The organism is Paenibacillus sp. J22P169 (assembly GCF_059691995.1).
Genome location: NZ_JCAUAO010000013.1, coordinates 89,734 through 107,993, shown reverse-complemented (window position 1 = coordinate 107,993; position 18,260 = coordinate 89,734). Strand labels below are relative to the sequence as shown.

Sequence of the window (18,260 nt, the reverse complement as noted above, 5' to 3'; positions counted from 1 at the left end):
CGAATATAGAGTGTGAAAAAGGTGGAGTGAAGATGAGCCTATTTAGGCGGATGAGAGATATAACCGTGGCAACTTTGAATGAGCATTTAGAGAAGTCAGAAGATCCGGTACGCTTGATTGACCAATACTTAGCGGCCCAACGTGAGCAGCTTGTGCAGTCTGAACGGCTGTATCAGCAATGCGTCAGTCACGCAGCATCACTTCGGCAGCAATATTTAACCGCACTTGAAACAAAAGAAAAGCGCGAGCATCAAGCGCTGCTGGCCTTGAAGGCCGGCGAAGAGCACATGGCAAGAATCGTGCTGCAAGAGAAGTTGCAGGCGGAAGAGAAAAGCGTGCAATATCATGATCTTTATGAACAGGCGAAGCAGTCCATCCTTGAGCTTGATGAGGAGCTGCAACAACTGAAGGCAGATTACAAAGAAGTCGCAGACAAACGAAGCTACTACTTGGCTCGTATGGAGTCCGCTCGCTTGCAGCAGCGTATGCATGCTCGCAGCAGTGTCACACAAGATGGGGCACCGCGGATGTTCGGCCGATTGGAAGAGCGCGTATCCGATATGGAGCTGCACGCCAGAACGCTTCGCGATGTAAGGAAGATGGGTCGCGAAAGCTTCTATAGCGGGGGTAACCCAGCTGTAGATGCGGAAATGGAAGCACTTCGCAATAGACTGAAACAGGAGGGAACACAGGATCATGAACAAACTATATCGCTCACGAAGAGATAAGAAATTAACGGGCCTATGCGGGGGACTTGCAGAAGCCATGAATGTAGATGTCACACTATTACGTTTACTAGTCGTGATCACCACGTTTTTCACCGGAGGCACCGTCATTTTCATCTACTTTGTAGCGGCGATTGTTATTCCGAAGGAACCTGGGTTTGATCAGCCCCCATTTGATCCCTATGCAAGCTCGTATGGAGGGGGATCATGGAATCATCATAAATCCCATAACCACCATAACCACCATAATCACCACCGCCAAACACCACAACCGACTAGCAAGTACGCTTCCTATGAAGCGAGCCAGCCAACGAACAACATCGATGAGATGATGAAAGACATTGAGAAGAAAGCTTTGCAAAGAGAAGTAGACGAACTAAGAGCCAAAGTCGCTCGTTTTGAAAAACAAACATTAGATAGTAAAAAAGGAGACGTGTAAACCATGGGTGTATTTACAAGAATGAAAGATATGACGAAAGCTTCAATTCACGAGGTATTAGATAAAATTGAGGATCCAATCGTAATGTTGAACCAATATCTTCGCGATATGGAGCAAGAAATTGCTCAAGCTGAGGTAACTGTTGCACGCCAAATCGCAAGTGAGCGCAAGCTGAAGCAGCGCCTTGAGGAATCCGTTCGTTTAGTGTCTGACCGCGAAGTGAAAGCTTCCGCAGCAATCAAAAACGGCCAAGAAGCGATTGCTCGCCAAGCTGTTGAAGAAAAATTGTACCACGAAGATAAAATTGTTGAGTACACAGATCTTCACGCTGCTGCAAAAGCACATGCGGATGAGCTTACACAGCAATTGCACGAGATGAAAGATGAATTCTACAAAATGCGCAACAAACGCAACGAGCTTGTATCCCGTGCTCAGTTGGCGAAAGCGAAGAAACAAATGGCGCAGGTATCCTACAACGGTGTGATCGAAAGCGGCAGTGCATCCCGCGGCTTCCAGCGTATGGAAGAGAAGATCATCCAGCTTGAAGTTGAAGCTGAGATCGCTCGTAAGCCATACGTACCAGCAGGTACAGTAGGCAGCTACACGCCGATCGACACAGCGAAGCAAGCTAAAGTGGATGAGCAGCTGAACCTGCTCAAAGAGAAATTGAACGGTCAAGCTGCTGAGTAGCAGCTTGAGAACGGAAGGCCCCTCTTGGTGAGGGGCCTTTTTGCGTCTGTAAGTGCTAATTGGCTTTTTCCAGCTTACTCCTCTTTCGTACGGAATCAGAAGATTTTCAACGTTTTTGAAGAGATTTATCCACTCTCATTCCAGCTTCTGGCAGGTAGAATGAACTCATGAACAAGGGACATGACGAACTGGGGTACGAGGTGAGATAGACGATGAGTGATGAAATTTTGCTCAGGATGGAAGGGATTGAGAAGCATTTTCCTGGCGTACATGCGCTGCATCAGTGTCAGTTGGCGTTAGCTGCTGGTGAGGTACATGCGCTAGTCGGTGAGAATGGCGCAGGAAAATCGACGTTGATGAAAATTGCTACGGGTGTGTACCAGAAGGACGAAGGTCGCATCCTTGTAAAGGGCAAGGAAGTGAGCATCCCCCATACAAGAGCAGCACAGCAGTTAGGTATTTCGATGATTCACCAAGAGTTGAACCTGATGCCAGATCTAACGATAGCACAGAATATTTTCATCGGCCGCGAGCCGAGACATGGCATCAAGCTTTTCGTCGATGAGCGTAAGCTGAACGAGCAAGCGCAGCGCCTCCTCGATCAGATGAACCTTCCGCTAGATCCAAGAACGATGGTGGCGGACTTGACAGTTGCCAAGCAGCAGATGGTAGAGATCGCGAAGGCGCTATCCTTCCAATCCGAGGTGCTGATCATGGATGAACCGACAGCCGCGCTAACGCATGCTGAGATTGAAGAGCTGTTCCGGATCATCAACCAGCTCCGCAGCCGCGGTGTTGGCATTGTCTACATCTCTCATCGGATGGAAGAGCTGAAGCGCATCAGCGACCGCATCACCGTCATGCGGGACGGCCGCTATATTGATACGGTGCAGACGCAGACGACATCCATCGATCAGATCATCGCGATGATGGTGGGGCGCGAGCTCTACGTCAGCCCGAATCAACAAACAACAACCACCTCACAGGCGAAGGTGCTGGAAGTTTCCAAGCTAAACCGCGGCTCAGCGGTGAAGGATGTTTCCTTCCATCTGGCCAAAGGCGAAATCCTCGGCTTCGCTGGGCTCATGGGAGCGGGGCGCACGGAGGTGGCGCGGGCGATTTTTGGCGCAGACGCCATCGATTCCGGAGACATCCGCATCCACGGACAGCAGGTCCGTATCCAAGCGCCGCATGACGCGGTGAGGCACGGCATCGGCTACTTGTCCGAAGACCGCAAGCGCTACGGGCTCATGGTGGACATGGATGTGAAAATGAACATCGCCCTGGCGTCCTACAAAAAAGCTCGGCGACTCGGCTGGATGCAAGATGGCATCATCGGAAAGACAGCGCAGCACTATGTGGAAGCGCTTCAGATCAAAACGCCGACCATTCATCAGCAGGTGAAATTCCTATCCGGCGGTAACCAACAGAAGGTTGTTATCGGCAAATGGCTGCACCGCAACTGCGATATTCTCATCTTTGATGAACCGACGCGGGGGATCGATGTGGGAGCCAAAACAGAGATTTACAAGCTGCTCGATGATCTAGCAGCACAGGGGAAATCGATCATTATGATCTCTTCGGAGCTGCCTGAAATACTGCGCATGAGCCATCGCATTCTGGTCATGTGCGAAGGACGCATTACGGGTGAGCTAAGTCAGCAGGAAGCAACACAGGAAGCTATTATGAGATTCGCTACGATGCGGATCGGCTAGGAGGAGTCCCATGTCTACATGGCTTGCACAGAGAAAAATTGTTCCCACCTTGTCCAAACAAAGCGGGGCTGCACAGAAGCTGTTGGCATTCGCCAGCTTGATCATGCTCGTACTGATCTTTTCCTTATCGTCGAGCAACTTTTTCCAATTCGACAACCTTGTCGCGATCATGCTTTCAACCGCCGTTATTGGGGTTCTAGCCTTGGGTTCTACGTTCGTTATCATTACATCCGGTATCGACTTGGCCGTGGGAACGGTCATGACCTTCTCAGCCGTAATGGCTGGTGTGATCATCACGACGTGGCAGCTGCCTATGCCGCTCGGCATACTCGGCGGCATTCTCGCCGGAGCGATCTGCGGACTCATTAGCGGGTTGCTCGTAGCCAAAATGAAAATTCCGCCCTTCATCGCGACACTCGCCATGATGATGGTGACCAAGGGTTTGTCGCTTGTTATTTCAGGTGCGAAACCGATTTATTTTAACGACACACCCGCATTTACCCAAATTTCAATGGGTTCGATCATCAGTGGAATACCGAACGCAATTATCATTTTCTTCGGAGCTGCGATTGTGGCCAGCATTATATTAACCAAAACGATTATTGGCCGATACAACTTTGCCCTAGGGAGCAATGAAGAGTCCACGAGACTTTCTGGCGTCAACGTCGACTATTGGAAAATCGTCATTTACACACTTACAGGTGTATTCAGCGGGATTGCCGGCATTATGATGGCCTCCAGACTCAACTCCGCACAGCCAGCACTCGGATCTGGCTATGAGTTGGAAGCGATCGCAGCCGTTGTTATCGGAGGAACTTCCCTCAGCGGGGGTAAGGGCTCCATCCTTGGAACGGTTATCGGGGCGCTGATCATGAGCGTGTTGACGAATGGACTGCGGATTTTATCCGTGAAGCAAGAGTGGCAGACCGTCATCGTAGGTATCGTGATTGTGTTGGCGGTTTACGCAGATATGATGCGCCGTCGCAAGAAATAACCTTGGTATTTACTCCATAAGGAGTCCTATACAAACCAAATTAGGAATAAGGGGCGATCAACCGTGCAAAAACGGACTAAGAAATTTGCAGTAGTGTCATCGTTAATCTTGCTATCCGCTATCGTTTTGAGTGCATGTGGTTCCACTTCAACGAAAACAGCAACATCAACAGCAGGAACAACGACAACAACTGTGAAATCAGATAAGATCTACATTCCTGTCATCTCCAAGGGCTTCCAGCATCAGTTCTGGCAAGCGGTTAAACAAGGTGCTGAGAAAGCAGCGAAGGAATTCAATGTTGAGATTACGTTTGAAGGTCCTGAAACCGAAACACAAGTCGATAAGCAAATCGAAATGCTCCAAGCGGCACTAGGCAAAAAGCCTGCGGCTATCGCATTCGCTGCGCTTGACAGCAAAGCAGCATCGCCGCTGTTAGAGAAGGCTAAAGCGAGCAAAATCCCGATTATCGGCTTTGACTCTGGTGTAGACAGCGACATCCCAGTAACGACTGCCGCTACGGATAATAAAGCCGCTGCTTCACTCGCTGCTGATAAAATGGCTTCACTTATCGGCAATGAGGGCGAAATCGCACTTGTTGTGCATGACCAAACGAGCCGTACGGGTGTTGATCGCCGAGATGGCTTTGTAAACCAAATCAAAGCGAAATACCCGAACATCAAAATCGTAGATACGCAATATAGCGGTGATCCACTAAAAGCAACAGATTTGTCCAAGGCGATCATTCAGGCTCACCCGAATATCAAAGGAATCTTCGGTTCTAACGAAGGCGCAGCTATTGGTGTTATTAACGGGATTACTGAAAGCAAAAAAGACGGCAAAATCGTCGTTATCGGCTTTGACTCCGGTAAACAACAAATGGATGCCATCCGCAGCGGTAAAATGGCTGGCGCGATTACGCAAGATCCTATCGGCATCGGCTACTGGTCTGTGAAAGCAGCTGTGCAAGCCATCAAAGGCGAAGCGGTTGCCAAGAACATCGATACCGGTTTCCACTGGTATGACAAAACAAACATCGATGCAGCGGATATCAAGCCGCTATTATACGAATAGAACTTAGAGGCTGCGCCCCCACGGGCAGCCTCTATTGCCAGTTCTTGGGACTGCTGTGTACAATACACATAGAGCCTAATTCGATTTCGCCAGAGGTGAACATAGATGTACACAATCATCATGATTGATGATGAGGATGAAGTCAGAGAAGGCATCAAGAAGAAGACGAACTGGGAAGCATGCGGTTTCCAGCTGGTGGGCGATTACGATAATGGCCGGGACGCATATGAGGCAGTTGAGCGGCTGATGCCGGACGTCGTCATCACCGACATTAATATGCCGTTCATGGACGGACTTCAGCTCACGGAGAGGATTGTCGCCAAGTATCGCACCATCAAAGTCGTCATTGTAACCGGTTACGAAGATTTTGAATATGCGAAGCAAGCGATTAAGCTGAAGGTCAAAGACTATTTGCTGAAGCCGATCAATAGTGCAGAATTCACGGAATTTCTGCAGAAGCTATGCCTCGAGTTGGATGAGGAGCGTAAGCAGCGTGAGGACATCACGTTCCTTCGCCACCAATTTCAAGAGAGCATGCCCTTGCTGCGTGAGCGGTTTCTGGAACGGTTGGTGACATCCGGCATGCGGAAAGATGAGATTGAGCGGAAGCTGCCGATGTTTGGGTTGCATTTGAATGGAGCGGGACATACCGTGCTCGCATTGGATATTGATGATTTTCAAAGGGAGCTGTACAGCGACCAAGTGGCGGAAGAGGAGCTGCTGCGATTTGCGGCTTATAATATTTTGCATGAAATTGTAGAGAAGGAGCACGGCGGTACGGTATTCCGAACCCGTGATGATAAGCTTGTCGGGCTCGTTTCGGGAAACGAGGATCAGGTCGAGGTCATCTGCCAAACGCTTGCCGAACAGGCGAGGTTTAGCATTGAGAAATATTTAGGCATGACCGTCACGGTAGGCATTAGCCGCATGTACAAGGGACTGCAGGAGCTGCCGAAGGCTTTTCAAGAAGCGCTTACGGCATTGGATTATCGCTTTCTATTGGGCAATAACCGCGTCATCGCGATTGGGGATATGGAGTTTGGGGCCAGCTTAGACAATACCAACTATGTTCGCATGGAGAAGAGACTGATCTCGGCGATAAAAACGGGAGAGAAAGCGATTATTTCCCAAACGCTGCACGAGTGGATCGACGATTTGAAGAAGTCGGCATGTCCGATGGAGACTTGCTACGGCAAGCTGCACAAACTGCTCGTCGCCCTGATGAATGCTGGGGTGGAGACGGGGCTGGATGAAGGAGACGTTCTTGGCGATCATTCGTTCATGGAACTCTACACACGTAAGACTTTAGATGATGTGCGGCTTTGGCTAGAAGCCATTTGTCTAGCTTTCGTAGAGCGGCTTGCAGAGAAGCGCACGCATGTGTCAGGGGCGCAGTTGGAGTCGGCTGTTGCCTATATACATGAGCATTATGCCGATGAGCAGCTTTCGCTGCAGCAGGTATGCAATCATATCTATATGAGCATGAGCTACTTCAGTGCCTTATTTAAGCCGCATACGGGGGAGACCTTCATTGAGTATGTAACCCGATACCGATTGGAAAAAGCCAAGGAAATGCTAGCCACCACACAGCTCAAAACGTATGAGCTCGCTGCGAAGGTAGGTTATGGTGATCCGCAATATTTTAGTGTCATTTTCAAAAGACATACGGGCATGACCCCGAAGGAGTTCAGAGCCGCCAACAAGGCTGGGTTGAGCTTATGAGAAGTTTACTTCGATCCTTTCAATTCAAAAGCATTCATACGAAGTTCGCGTTGGCCTTTTCTTGTTTAATTTTATGTACAACCGTCATTCTCAGCTATAGCGCTTATCGTCTATCTACAGTCGCCGTAACGGATGCCTCGCTGACATATACGAATCAACTGATCGAGCAAGTGAATAAGAATATCCAAACCTACATTGGCAATATGGAGAGCATTTCTACCCTTTCTTTGAGCAACACGGATCTGAAGCAATATCTCTCTTTGAAAAGTCCGCAAGATACGGAAGCGCAACAGTTGAAGCGCCAGATCAGCAGCTATTTCAGCACAATCGTTGCATCGCGAAATGATATCGCTTCCATTGTGTTTATCGGTTCTAATGGCGCCGTTGTATCGGATCGGGTGTCACCCGAATTTAAGCCCTATGCCGAGCTGATTTCACAGGAATGGTACACGCAAGCGAGCAGGAGAAAGGGGGATATCGTCATTTCCTCCTCCCATGTGCAGCATGTGTATAAAGATGAATATAAATGGGTCGTTTCGATCTCAAAACAGATGCCAAGTCCACAACCAGGCGGCGCAAGCGGAGTGCTGCTCGTTGACCTGAACTTTAACCTCATTAATGATTTATGCAATCAAATTCAGTTGGGCCAGCGGGGGTACGTATTCATCCTCGATCAGAGCGGCGATCTCATTTATCATCCTCAGCAGCAGTTGCTGTATTCGGGCTTGAAGTCCGAGGATATCCGCGCATTGATGCAGGCCAAGGATAGCACGTTCGAGACGGTGGCTACGGATGAAAATAAGATCTATACCGTACGTACAACGAGCTTTGGTTGGAAAATGATTGGCGTAACCTACGCCGGTGACCTCAGCGGGAACAAAAAAGAGATGCAGCTGACATCCGCCATGTGGGGCGGTATTGCGCTTATTATTGCGCTGGCGATTTCGATTTGGTTATCGATCACGTTGACCAAACCGATTAAACAGCTCGAAGTGCACATGAAGCAGGTGGAGAAGGGGAATTTCGATATCCGTGTCGATGTGGAAGGTGCGAATGAGATTAGCAAGCTGTCACGGACGTTCAATCTGATGATTAGCAAAATCAAAGAGCTGATGAGCCAGACGGTGCTGGATCAGGAGGTCAAACGGATTAGCGAGCTGAAGGCATTGCAGGCGCAGATTCAGCCTCATTTTCTATATAATACGCTGGATTCGATTATTTGGATGGCCGAGATGGGGAAAGTGGATGATGTCGTGACGATGACCTCTGCCTTGTCCAAGCTGCTGCGCTCGAGTATTAGCAAAGGGGAAGAACTCGTTCCCATCAGTGTGGAATTGGCCCATATCGAGAACTATTTAACGATACAAAATATCCGTTACCGCAATAAATTTACGTACGACATCGAGGTGGAAGCAGATCTATTGGAGGATCGTAGTTTGAAAATTGTGCTGCAGCCGCTGGTGGAGAATGCGATCTATCATGGCATGAAGCATTTGGCAGAAAGCGGTCATATCCGTATAACCGGGCGGAAGCGGGACGGCGTAATTGAGCTGAAGGTCATGGATAACGGCGTTGGCATGAGTGAGGAACAGTTAAAGGCGTTAAGACTGAAGACGACACATCAATCGCAAACAGGCAAAGGCTTCGGTGTGCAAAATGTGAATCACCGCATTCAGCTGTACTTTGGAGAGCTGTACGGATTGCAATTCGAAAGCGAACTCGAAGAGGGTACGACAGTCACAATTACTTTTCCTGAAATGCCGCCCGTTCCGGATCAAAGTGAAGGCTAGAAGTGAGGTGTTCTTTTGAAAATTAGAGTGAGTGCCGTTGTGATTACGCTTGCTGCTGCTGTTATTCTGATCGGGGGATATCTGATCTTCGCTAACCAGTTCGGTGCCAAGAACAATTCAATTATTGTGATTCCCAAGACGATTGATCCACATGTGGAATTCTGGCAGGTATTGAACCAAGGCGTATTTGCAGCCGCGAAAGAGTATAACGCAGAGATTAAGATCATGGGAACCGCATCGGAATCACAAATCGAGGAACAGATCAAGCTTGTGGAACAAGCGATAGCGGAGAAGCCGAAAGCGATCATACTGGCGGCTACGGATTACAATCGGCTAGTTCCTGTTGCTCAGCGTGTCAGAGATGCGGGCATCACGCTCATTACTGTGGACTCGGGACTAGAAGGCGGCGTGTCCACCAGCTTAATTGCAACAGATAATTACATGGCAGGGCGCAAAGCGGTGGAAACGATGCAGGGCTATGTGCAAGGACCAGCAACCTATGCCATTGTAAGCTTTGTGAAAACCTCGAATACTCAGATGGATCGTGAGAACGGGGTAAGGGATAGCTTGAAGGGTGATACTTCTATTAAGTTGCTAGATACATTGTATAGTAACGGGTCAGAGGACAAGGCGTATGAGCTGACAAAGGAGCTGCTTAGGGAGCATTCAGATATCAGAGGTATATTTGGCTTGAATGAGCCTTCCACCATGGGCGCGGCGCGTGCGTTGAAGGAGTTGGATCAGGATCGCAATATTAAACTTGTGGGCTTTGACAGCTCCATGAACGAAATCTCCTTCCTCGAATCGGGAATTCTGCAAGGGACAATAGTTCAGAAGCCTTTTAACATGGGATACCTCGCTGTCAAAACTGCACTCCAAGCGCATCGTGGCGAAACGGTCAAAAGTAAGATGGATACGGGCTCTGAAGTCATTACCAAGGATAACATGTATACGAATGAGAACCAGAAGCTATTGTTTCCTTTTGTCGGGAAATAGAATGGGGAAGACGATCTCGGTAGGTGTGAACGATCATTCGTAATTTCGAGGGATTTAGACAAACGTTCACGTTCTTCTGCAAAATTTCCCAGGAAATAGTAAGCGTCTTGTCGAAAGTTAAGCGCATTAATGTTATGTTTAGGGAAAAAGAGTCGGAGGTCACCTATGCCTGAAGTGGTACAAATTGGACCGCTGCAATTGCAAGGGAAACTAGTTGCCTTGTTGTTAGCGTGTGTGCTTGGATTTTGGCTGATGCGGCGTGTATTGCGGCAATGGAATCGGGTAGAGCTGGAAGTGTCTGAAGTGCCTACTGCTGCTCGGGTAGCTGTAAAAGGAATGGATGATTTGATTTTAAACGCTGTCTTGATTGTGTTTTTTACATGGCGCTTGGGTAGTCTGCTGACGCAGCCATCCCTGCTATGGGAAAGTCCGATGAAGCTGCTTCTGACAGCAGGCTCTAAGATGGAGATCGTAGTAGGCATTGTATTAGCGTATATCTACCTAACGTATCAAGTGCGTAAGCATAGCATTGCTTGGCTAGCTTTGCTCGATATGCTCGCTATCGGTGCTGCGTCAGCGATGTTTCTCTATGCGGCGTTGACGCCTGATTTCGGACTGCCAACTAAGTTGCCCTGGGGGATTGGTGTGGAAGGCACCGTGTCGAGGTTTCATCCGCATCACGCGTATCTGGCGATCTTGTTGCTGCCGTTACTCGTGTGGCAGCAGCTGTGGACAGCTCGTTCGACAACGGTTCTTGGAACAGGCAAGCTGTTGAAATATACCTTGTTCTATGGCGGTGCAGCGGGAATGATTGCGAGCTATTTTGCTTTGGCGGAGCCAACCGCGGTGTATCTCACCCCTGGGCAGCTGCTGAACCTACTCATGCTGATCATTGGAATGAACCTCCCTATTTTGTCACATACTACGGGCAGAAGGGAGCTGATGGATATGAGTCAGAATGATTCCAAAACGCAAATCCAGCAAGAACAGCAAAACCAAGAACGCACCAAATCACCCGCCGGTAAAGAGGGCTATGTCGATAAAAAACTAGACGGTCCCAACCGCCCATCCACATGAGTCAGGATCATACGAAGTCGAACAAGTCAGCCAAGGAGCAGAGTGATCTCGATCCCTACGAGATTGAATTTCTACCACAGTTTGAACAGGGGCGAGGCCCGCGGCTTCCATTTGTGAATGAGTTTGGTGTCACCATCGGTGATCATGATTATGAATCCGATAACTCTCCCTTGGAGCAGTGGACATCGGATACGAACCCCGAGGTCATGGCGGGAGATCAGTGGGTTCATCCCTTTAAGGATGTCGGCTTCCAAAGTGCCGAAAATCGGGAGCTGTTTGAAGAGGGAATCAAGCCGCAAAGTGGGATTTTTACTCATCCAGATAAAAATGTAGCCTACGAGCCGGGACAAGATATCGAGAATGACAAGGATGATAAAGCGGAAGCCTAACAGCTTTCGCTTTATTTCTATGTCACGGAGCTGGGACATTGGACTTTGCTTTCACCGCTAACGGATGTATAATATAAGTTGTAGTCATTACGTTTTAAGAGTAACTATTAAATCCTAAGGGGTGGCACATATGGCAATGTCTTTTGATTCGTACATGAAAGATATGGTTAAACCGATGAGAGAAGATTTGACTCGTCTGGGTATTACGGAGCTTCTGACTCCTGAGCAAGTAGAGGAAGCAATTGAGAAATCCAAGGATGGCACGATGCTGCTTGTCGTGAACTCCGTTTGTGGCTGTGCAGCTGGTCAATGTCGTCCAGGTGTTGCGAAAGCCCTTCAGAACGAAACTGTACCTACTTACACGTACACAGTGTTCGCGGGTCAAGAGAAGGATGCTACGGCGAAAGCGCGTGAATACTTGGCGCCATACCCGCCATCATCCCCATCCATCGCGTTGTTCAAGAACGGTGAGCTAGCTCACTTCATTCAACGCCACCAAATCGAAGATCGTTCCGCAGACATGATCGCTGGCGATTTGATTGGTGCTTTTGAACAATATTGCAAATAATAAGCAAGGAACCATAAAGGGGCCCTACCTGCTATCGAGCAGGTGGGCTTTTTCTTTTTGGGCACAGCTACTTCATTCCGTCTCATGCTGCACATCGGCTTTCAAACTAGCTATCTCTTCCTCCCTGTACAGCACCTGCGTCATTAGAAAATCCATTTATTCGCTGCAAGTGCTCGATTGGCGTGAAATTAGATGTAGGAAATCCAGTTAATCAATATTTGTGGGGCTCGGAATGAATTTAGCCGAAAAAATCGACTTACTCTCTCTTCGCGAGGCCGTTTTTTCCATTACACTTTGAAATTTGAAGGCCGAAAGTCTATACTAGATCTCAAAGAAGGCATCATTCCAAAATTTAGATAAAAGGTGGAGAGTTGCATGAGCTTGCAAGCAGAAATCATCGCGAAACTTGGCGTTAAACCTGAAATTGATATTGATGAAGAGATCCGTAAACGTGTGGATTTTCTGAAAAATTACGTGCTTGGCGCAAACGCCAACGGCTTGCTGATCGCAATCAGCGGCGGTATTGACAGCGCGGTGGCGGCAGGACTGTGTAAGCAAGCTACGGACGAGCTGACAGCGGAAAAAGGCAAAGAATACAAAACCGTCGGCGTGTTCCAGCCTTATGGTCAGCAAGTCGACATCGAGGATAGCTACGCTGTAGCTAAGGCCTTCGATTTGAAGTATCAAATCGAGAACAACATCGAAGAGTCCGTCGACGAGATTGCCATCGAAGTCGAGTACGGACTCAAGCATATCGGCGTTCACCAGCACGTGAGCCGCGGTGGCAAAGGCAACATCAAGGCGCGTACACGCATGGTCATGCAGTATGCCTTGGCTTTCGAGCTGGGCTTGATCGTCGTAGGCACGGATCACGCCTCTGAAGCGATCACCGGCTTCTTCACGAAGTACGGCGACGGTGCGGTTGACATTACGCCGCTGAGCACGCTGAATAAGCGCCAAGTGCGCTCACTTGCGGCGAAGATCGGCGTGCCGCAAAGCGTGCTGGACAAAGCCCCGACAGCGGGCCTTTGGGACGGGCAAACCGACGAGGAAGAGCTAGGTATCACCTACGGTGATAACAGCGACTACCTCGAAGGCAAGCAAATTGATCCAGCTGCGCAAGAGAAGCTGGAGAAGCAGTATCTGAAAACGGAGCATAAACGGATCCCGATTCCTGGGGTTTAGGCGATAAGGTAAAGAGACTATCTATGTTTAACATGGATAGTCTTTTTTTATTTCTCAAACTACTCAGCTTGACAAGTCTGGATTACAACTGTAATATTCAAGTTGTATTACAGTTGTAATCCAACGAAAGGAGGAAACGATGTGAAGACGGTCCCTCATATTACAGATGCCGAATGGGAAGTTATGAAGGTACTCTGGAACGAATCACCACGCACGGCTAATGAAGTTATTGATGCCATGCAGGAGCGGACAGAGTGGAAGCCCAAAACAATTCGAACCTTGTTGAACAGGTTAGCGCAGAAGCAGGCGATATCATTTACGCAAGAGAACAGAGTGTATGCTTACTTCCCTTTGGTCTCTGAGGGTGAGTGTGTGAAGTCGGAGACGCAATCTTTTTTGAAAAGAATTTATGGCGGGGCCTTTAAGCCGATGCTCGTTAATTTTTTGAAAGAGGAACAGTTGTCAGAGGAAGACATCAAAGAGCTAAGAGATATGCTAGACGGTAAAAGCAAGTGACAAGGAACCCGAGATTGGGCATAGCTTCAGCAAGGTTCCACTTCTAGGAATGAAGGGAGGGGTGAACGTGAACCCAATGAGTGAACTTCTTACTGGTTTTTTTGATTGGATCATATCGGTATCGATCATGGCAACCATTACAGTTGTGTTCATCATGCTGATTCAGCGCATCCTGCATAAACGGATAAAACCTAGATGGCACTATCTCATGTGGTTGTTGGTGCTCGTAAGACTGCTCCTGCCTTGGCACTTGGAGAGCAATTTAAGCATTTATAATTGGCTATCTTACCCTGATACGATTCATGAACTCGATCAAGCAGTAGAGGTAGGAACGCATGAGGAATTGGCAGTTGGTGACTCAATGGCGAATATTTTTTATAAGTATGCCATGTATGTATGGTTGCTGGGGATTGTCCTATTTGCGATATATACGTTAGTTATCAACCGTAAATTTGCGCTGAAAATAACGAAAGAAACGAGACCGATTTCGGACATTGGCATCCTTCAGTTGTTCGCTCAGTGTCAACAGCAAATGTCGATACATAAACCGATCACATTAGTGGTATCAGATAAATTGTCAATGCCGACGCTATTTGGATTCAGGAATCCCTGTTTAGTTATACCGCAGACGGTAATTAACAGTTTAAATCATGAACAATTACGGCATGTTTTTCTACATGAACTGGCACATTGTAAACGAAATGATATTGGCGTCAATTGGCTAATGCAATTTCTGTTGATTATTCATTGGTTCAACCCTGTACTTTGGTACGCATATCAACGTATGCGTGAAGACCAGGAGATTGCAAGCGATGCTTTAGCCCTTTCTTATATAGAGCCAGCCAAAAGAGAAGAGTAAGGATATACACTCATTCAATTATTGGAAAGCTATGTACGTCCCGTAAGTGTGCCAGGCAATGTTCATTTATCCGGAAATAAGTCACAGTTAAAGAGGAGAATTATGATGATTAAACAGTTTCAATTTAATTCGTATCGTTGGTCGTTCCTAGGTTTGGCTGCCATTCTCATCATTAGTGGTTGTTCGTTGACGAATGCTAGTGTAGATAAGAAGTCAGCAACGGAATCGAATTCTACGATTGTTGATCAAAAGACAACAGATACAAGCTCACTAACAACGGGAACGGATAAGAATACCTCCGTGGAAACCGTAGGTGAAACCAAGTCGGCCGACGTAGTGACTCCAACTACTCCAACGGTGGAGTCAAGTCCAACACCAACACTAACACCTGCGCCAGCCCAAGCAACGGAGGGATCAAGATCAGCCCCAGTGTCAGCCCAAGAAGTGAGGAAGCCAGAATCAGCACCAGCAGCAGTCCAAGAAGTGAGGAAGCCGGGATCAGCCCCAGTGTCAGCCCAAGAAGTGAGGAAGTCAAGTTCAGCTCCAGCAGCAGCCCAAGTAGTGGAGGGTTCAAGATCAGCACCTGCAGCAGCCCCAGCGGTGAGGGAGTTACCGTCAGCACCGACAGCTGCACCAGTAAGAAATTAAACCTAACAAAAGAAGACCCGAGGCAAAAATATGCCTTGGGTCTTTTTTGTACACGCCAGCATTTAAATGTTTGTGGTCTTGGGGTAAGCGAAGACGACTTTTTATTCACTAGGGCTGATGATGTGTGACATGTTGGTTGCGAATTGAGCTGGGGGAGTCGAGTAGAAGTAGGAGTAGGAGTAGAGGTAGCAGTAGTAGTAATAGGTAAGAAGTATAGAAGTAGAAGTAGAAGTAGACGTAGAAGTAGAAGTAGGAGTAGGAGTAGGGGAGTGTTCAGTTGAGTAGCTAGCTTTCAAATAGATGTAAAATGTACAGTTATATTGAATGGATTGCAGAGTCAGAAAGGTGAGTAAGTCGGATGGAAGTTTCGTGAAATTTTCCGTGTTCCCGGTGAATAGCTGGATTTTCTACAGCTAAATTTTGAGGTTTTCCTATCAAACGCAGAATAGATGGATAACCTACCGTTAATTTTGACTATTTTACTCGATATGAGCAAAAGATACAGTTTTACCTACATATTTTCCCGTTAAATCGAATTTTAGAGTGAAATTCGCATAAATAGCTGTATATTTTCCAGTTAATGAAAATTATGAAGAGTATTTCCCCCTCCAAACTCCACTAACAACGTCGGATCGCCGGGATCGCGTGCCCGCCGTTGGATCGCCGGGATCGTATCCACCGCTCGACCGGCGATACCCAGTGTCCGCATCGCGAGTCCACATCCCGTGTTCCCACATTGCTTGTCACGTTCTAAGTCCGCATCCTGTGCATCCTTGCCGGCCCGCTCATTTTTTCACCCGCGCCCTCACCGTTAATCCAAAAAATAGTAACCATAGCTGAAATTTGAAGCCTTACATCGTCCGAATAGAAGACCTATAATGAGTAAAGTGAAAGTGCTTACAAGGAAGAAGACACAGGAGGTGCAGCCAGAAATGAAGACGGAGACGGAAATCGCCACTCCGAATCACAAGTCAGTCCCATTCCGCAAATCAGCGTCAAGGCTGCTCCGCATCGTATACGCACAGCGATATTTGCAGGTAATGGCGCTGCTGGGCGTCGCGTGGATGATCATTTTTCACTATGTACCCATGTACGGGATCATCATCGCTTTCAAGGATTTCAATATTATTAAACCCATATCAGCAGCTCCCTGGGCGGGGCTTGAGCACTTCAAGGCATTTCTGGAAGATGACAATTTGGCCAGCGTTATTAAAAATACTGTCGGTATGAGTGTTCTCAAACTCATTATTGGTTTTCCGCTTCCGATCGTGTTTGCGTTATTTCTGAATGAACTCCGTTCTATCCGTTTTAAGAAGCTGGTCCAGACGATATCTTATTTACCCCACTTCTTATCCTGGGTCATTCTCGGTGGTATTCTCGCCACTTGGTTAGCAGACGTTGGGCTTATCAATAAGGTTCTCTTAGCACTACATATCATCCAAGAGCCCATCAGTTACTTGGCAGAGCCGTCGTATTTCTGGAGTATTATCATCACCTCCGATATCTGGAAGGAGCTTGGCTGGTCGGCGATTATCTATCTCGCAGCGATGTCCGGCGTATCTCCGGATATGTACGAGGCGGCTACGATTGATGGGGCAGGACGCTTTCAGAAAATGTTCTATGTAACCCTTCCTTCGATTAAAGGAACGATTACGATCCTGTTCATTCTTTCCGTGAGCGGTATTCTGAACTCCAACTTTGACCAAATTCTCGTACTCAAAAACCAACTAAACGCAAGTGCCAGCAACGTAATCGATGTGTATGTGTATGAGGTAGGTCTTCGTCAAAGCCGTTTTTCCTATGCAACGGCAGTCGGCTTAATTAAGTCGCTCATTTCACTCATCCTGCTGCTTTCAGCGAATTTCATCACCAAGCGGCTCAACAACACATCGTTATTTTAAAATCAGAATGCTTCAATGCTAGGAGGTGAGCCAACGATGCTTTCCCTGAATCGCAGAACCTACAAAGAGGCTGCATTCGATCATTTCAATTTTATATTCATGCTAGTCATTTGCTTCGTAACCATCTATCCGATCTGGTATGTGCTGGTCAATTCCTTCAATGAAGGGAATGACGCCATGCGAGGGGGAATCTACTGGTGGCCACGGGTGTTCAGCATCGACAGCTATAAAGCTGTTTTTGCGAATAATGGCATCATGCTTGCAATGGGAGTAACTGTAGCGAAAACACTGATAGGTACAGTAGTTCACGTGCTTTTCACAGCGATGGTTGCCTACGCATTTTCCCGCAAGGAGTTAATCGGCCGCAACGTCTACATGCTGATCGGTACGGTAACCCTATTTTTCAGCGGAGGCTTAATTCCGTATTACTTGTTAATCCGAGATTTAGGGATGCTCGATAGCTTCCTAGTGTATATCATTCCTGCGATGTTCAGCTTTTTTGATCTCATTATTTTCTTATCCTTCTTCCGAGAAATTCCGGACGCGTTGGAGGAAGCCGCCAAAATTGACGGCGCGAATGATTTCAAAATCTTTTATCAAATCATCCTGCCGGTTTCCATGCCCGTCGTGGCTACGATTGCCCTCTTTCATGGGGTCTATCAATGGAATGATTACTTTACCGGAATGATCTATATTAACAAAAGCGAGCTTCAACCGATTCAGACGTATCTCTACCGTGTTGTTGCGCAGTCCAGCTCTAATCAAATGATGGCTGCAACGACGGGAAGTGTGGCGAAGACGGTATCGTCACAGTCGATTAAGCTAGCAACGATGGTTGTGACCACATTGCCGATTGTGTTGGTATATCCTTTCTTACAGAAGTATTTTGTAAAAGGTTTTATGATTGGCTCCATTAAAGGATAATCATGTTAATCTTTACGTGATCCTGGTGGTCAGCTCTGTTCTAGACAGAGA

General features: G+C 47.6%; 18 protein-coding genes. All 18 read left to right on the top strand.

Annotation, left to right across the window (positions count from 1 at the left end):
- The first annotated feature begins 32 nt into the window (after positions 1-32).
- The 18 genes from AC58QG_RS33075 to AC58QG_RS32990 all read left to right on the top strand — a co-directional run bounded on the left by AC58QG_RS33075 (position 33) and on the right by AC58QG_RS32990 (position 18,209).
- The gene (locus AC58QG_RS33075) at positions 33-728 is read left to right on the top strand and encodes a PspA/IM30 family protein (RefSeq protein ID WP_497366270.1); all 696 of its coding nucleotides are present in this window, start codon (positions 33-35) and stop codon (positions 726-728) included.
- On the top strand, positions 697-1,164 hold the full coding sequence (locus AC58QG_RS33070; protein WP_497366269.1) for a PspC domain-containing protein: 468 nt from the start codon (positions 697-699) through the stop codon (positions 1,162-1,164). The genes AC58QG_RS33075 and AC58QG_RS33070 overlap by 32 nt, the downstream gene beginning before the upstream one ends.
- Positions 1,165-1,167: 3 nt before the next feature.
- Positions 1,168-1,854, top strand: coding sequence for a PspA/IM30 family protein (locus AC58QG_RS33065; RefSeq protein ID WP_497366268.1), 687 nt, complete (start codon positions 1,168-1,170; stop codon positions 1,852-1,854).
- A gap of 212 nt (positions 1,855-2,066) precedes the next feature.
- Positions 2,067-3,569, top strand: a complete 1,503-nt coding sequence (locus tag AC58QG_RS33060) for a sugar ABC transporter ATP-binding protein (RefSeq protein WP_497366267.1) — start codon at positions 2,067-2,069, stop codon at positions 3,567-3,569.
- 10 nt (positions 3,570-3,579) lie between these two features.
- On the top strand, positions 3,580-4,563 hold the full coding sequence (locus tag AC58QG_RS33055; protein ID WP_497366266.1) for an ABC transporter permease: 984 nt from the start codon (positions 3,580-3,582) through the stop codon (positions 4,561-4,563).
- A gap of 63 nt (positions 4,564-4,626) precedes the next feature.
- On the top strand, positions 4,627-5,634 hold the full coding sequence (locus tag AC58QG_RS33050; protein ID WP_497366265.1) for an ABC transporter substrate-binding protein: 1,008 nt from the start codon (positions 4,627-4,629) through the stop codon (positions 5,632-5,634).
- Positions 5,635-5,739: 105 nt separating this feature from the next.
- Positions 5,740-7,356 carry a response regulator transcription factor gene (locus AC58QG_RS33045; protein ID WP_497366264.1) on the top strand — a complete coding sequence of 539 codons (1,617 nt, stop codon included), beginning with the start codon at positions 5,740-5,742 and terminating at the stop codon, positions 7,354-7,356.
- On the top strand, positions 7,353-9,146 hold the full coding sequence (locus tag AC58QG_RS33040) for a cache domain-containing sensor histidine kinase (protein WP_497366263.1): 1,794 nt from the start codon (positions 7,353-7,355) through the stop codon (positions 9,144-9,146). The genes AC58QG_RS33045 and AC58QG_RS33040 overlap by 4 nt, the downstream gene beginning before the upstream one ends.
- A 15-nt stretch (positions 9,147-9,161) precedes the next feature.
- Positions 9,162-10,142, top strand: a complete 981-nt coding sequence (locus AC58QG_RS33035) for a substrate-binding domain-containing protein (RefSeq protein ID WP_497366262.1) — start codon at positions 9,162-9,164, stop codon at positions 10,140-10,142.
- 165 nt (positions 10,143-10,307) lie between these two features.
- Positions 10,308-11,219 carry a hypothetical protein gene (locus tag AC58QG_RS33030; RefSeq protein ID WP_497366261.1) on the top strand — a complete coding sequence of 304 codons (912 nt, stop codon included), beginning with the start codon at positions 10,308-10,310 and terminating at the stop codon, positions 11,217-11,219.
- Entirely contained in the window at positions 11,216-11,608 is a 393-nt protein-coding gene (locus AC58QG_RS33025; RefSeq protein WP_497366260.1) for a DUF3905 domain-containing protein, read from the top strand. Before AC58QG_RS33030 ends, AC58QG_RS33025 begins: the two co-directional genes overlap by 4 nt.
- Before the next feature lie 130 nt (positions 11,609-11,738).
- Positions 11,739-12,176 carry a BrxA/BrxB family bacilliredoxin gene (locus AC58QG_RS33020; protein ID WP_236288159.1) on the top strand — a complete coding sequence of 146 codons (438 nt, stop codon included), beginning with the start codon at positions 11,739-11,741 and terminating at the stop codon, positions 12,174-12,176.
- 375 nt (positions 12,177-12,551) lie between these two features.
- Positions 12,552-13,361, top strand: a complete 810-nt coding sequence (gene nadE / locus AC58QG_RS33015; RefSeq protein WP_497366259.1) for an NAD(+) synthase — start codon at positions 12,552-12,554, stop codon at positions 13,359-13,361.
- Positions 13,362-13,502: 141 nt separating this feature from the next.
- Positions 13,503-13,877 (top strand): penicillinase repressor BlaI, encoded by a 375-nt coding sequence (gene blaI / locus AC58QG_RS33010; protein ID WP_497366258.1) that lies wholly within the window; start codon positions 13,503-13,505, stop codon positions 13,875-13,877.
- A 76-nt stretch (positions 13,878-13,953) separates the two neighbouring features.
- Positions 13,954-14,736 (top strand): M56 family metallopeptidase, encoded by a 783-nt coding sequence (locus tag AC58QG_RS33005; protein ID WP_497366322.1) that lies wholly within the window; start codon positions 13,954-13,956, stop codon positions 14,734-14,736.
- A 102-nt stretch (positions 14,737-14,838) separates the two neighbouring features.
- Positions 14,839-15,384 (top strand): hypothetical protein, encoded by a 546-nt coding sequence (locus AC58QG_RS33000; protein WP_497366257.1) that lies wholly within the window; start codon positions 14,839-14,841, stop codon positions 15,382-15,384.
- Between the two features lie 932 nt (positions 15,385-16,316).
- Entirely contained in the window at positions 16,317-17,285 is a 969-nt protein-coding gene (locus AC58QG_RS32995) for an ABC transporter permease (RefSeq protein ID WP_497366321.1), read from the top strand.
- 36 nt (positions 17,286-17,321) lie between these two features.
- Complete coding sequence (locus tag AC58QG_RS32990) at positions 17,322-18,209, top strand: carbohydrate ABC transporter permease (protein ID WP_497366256.1); 888 nt, start codon at positions 17,322-17,324, stop codon at positions 18,207-18,209.
- Positions 18,210-18,260: the final 51 nt, after the last annotated feature.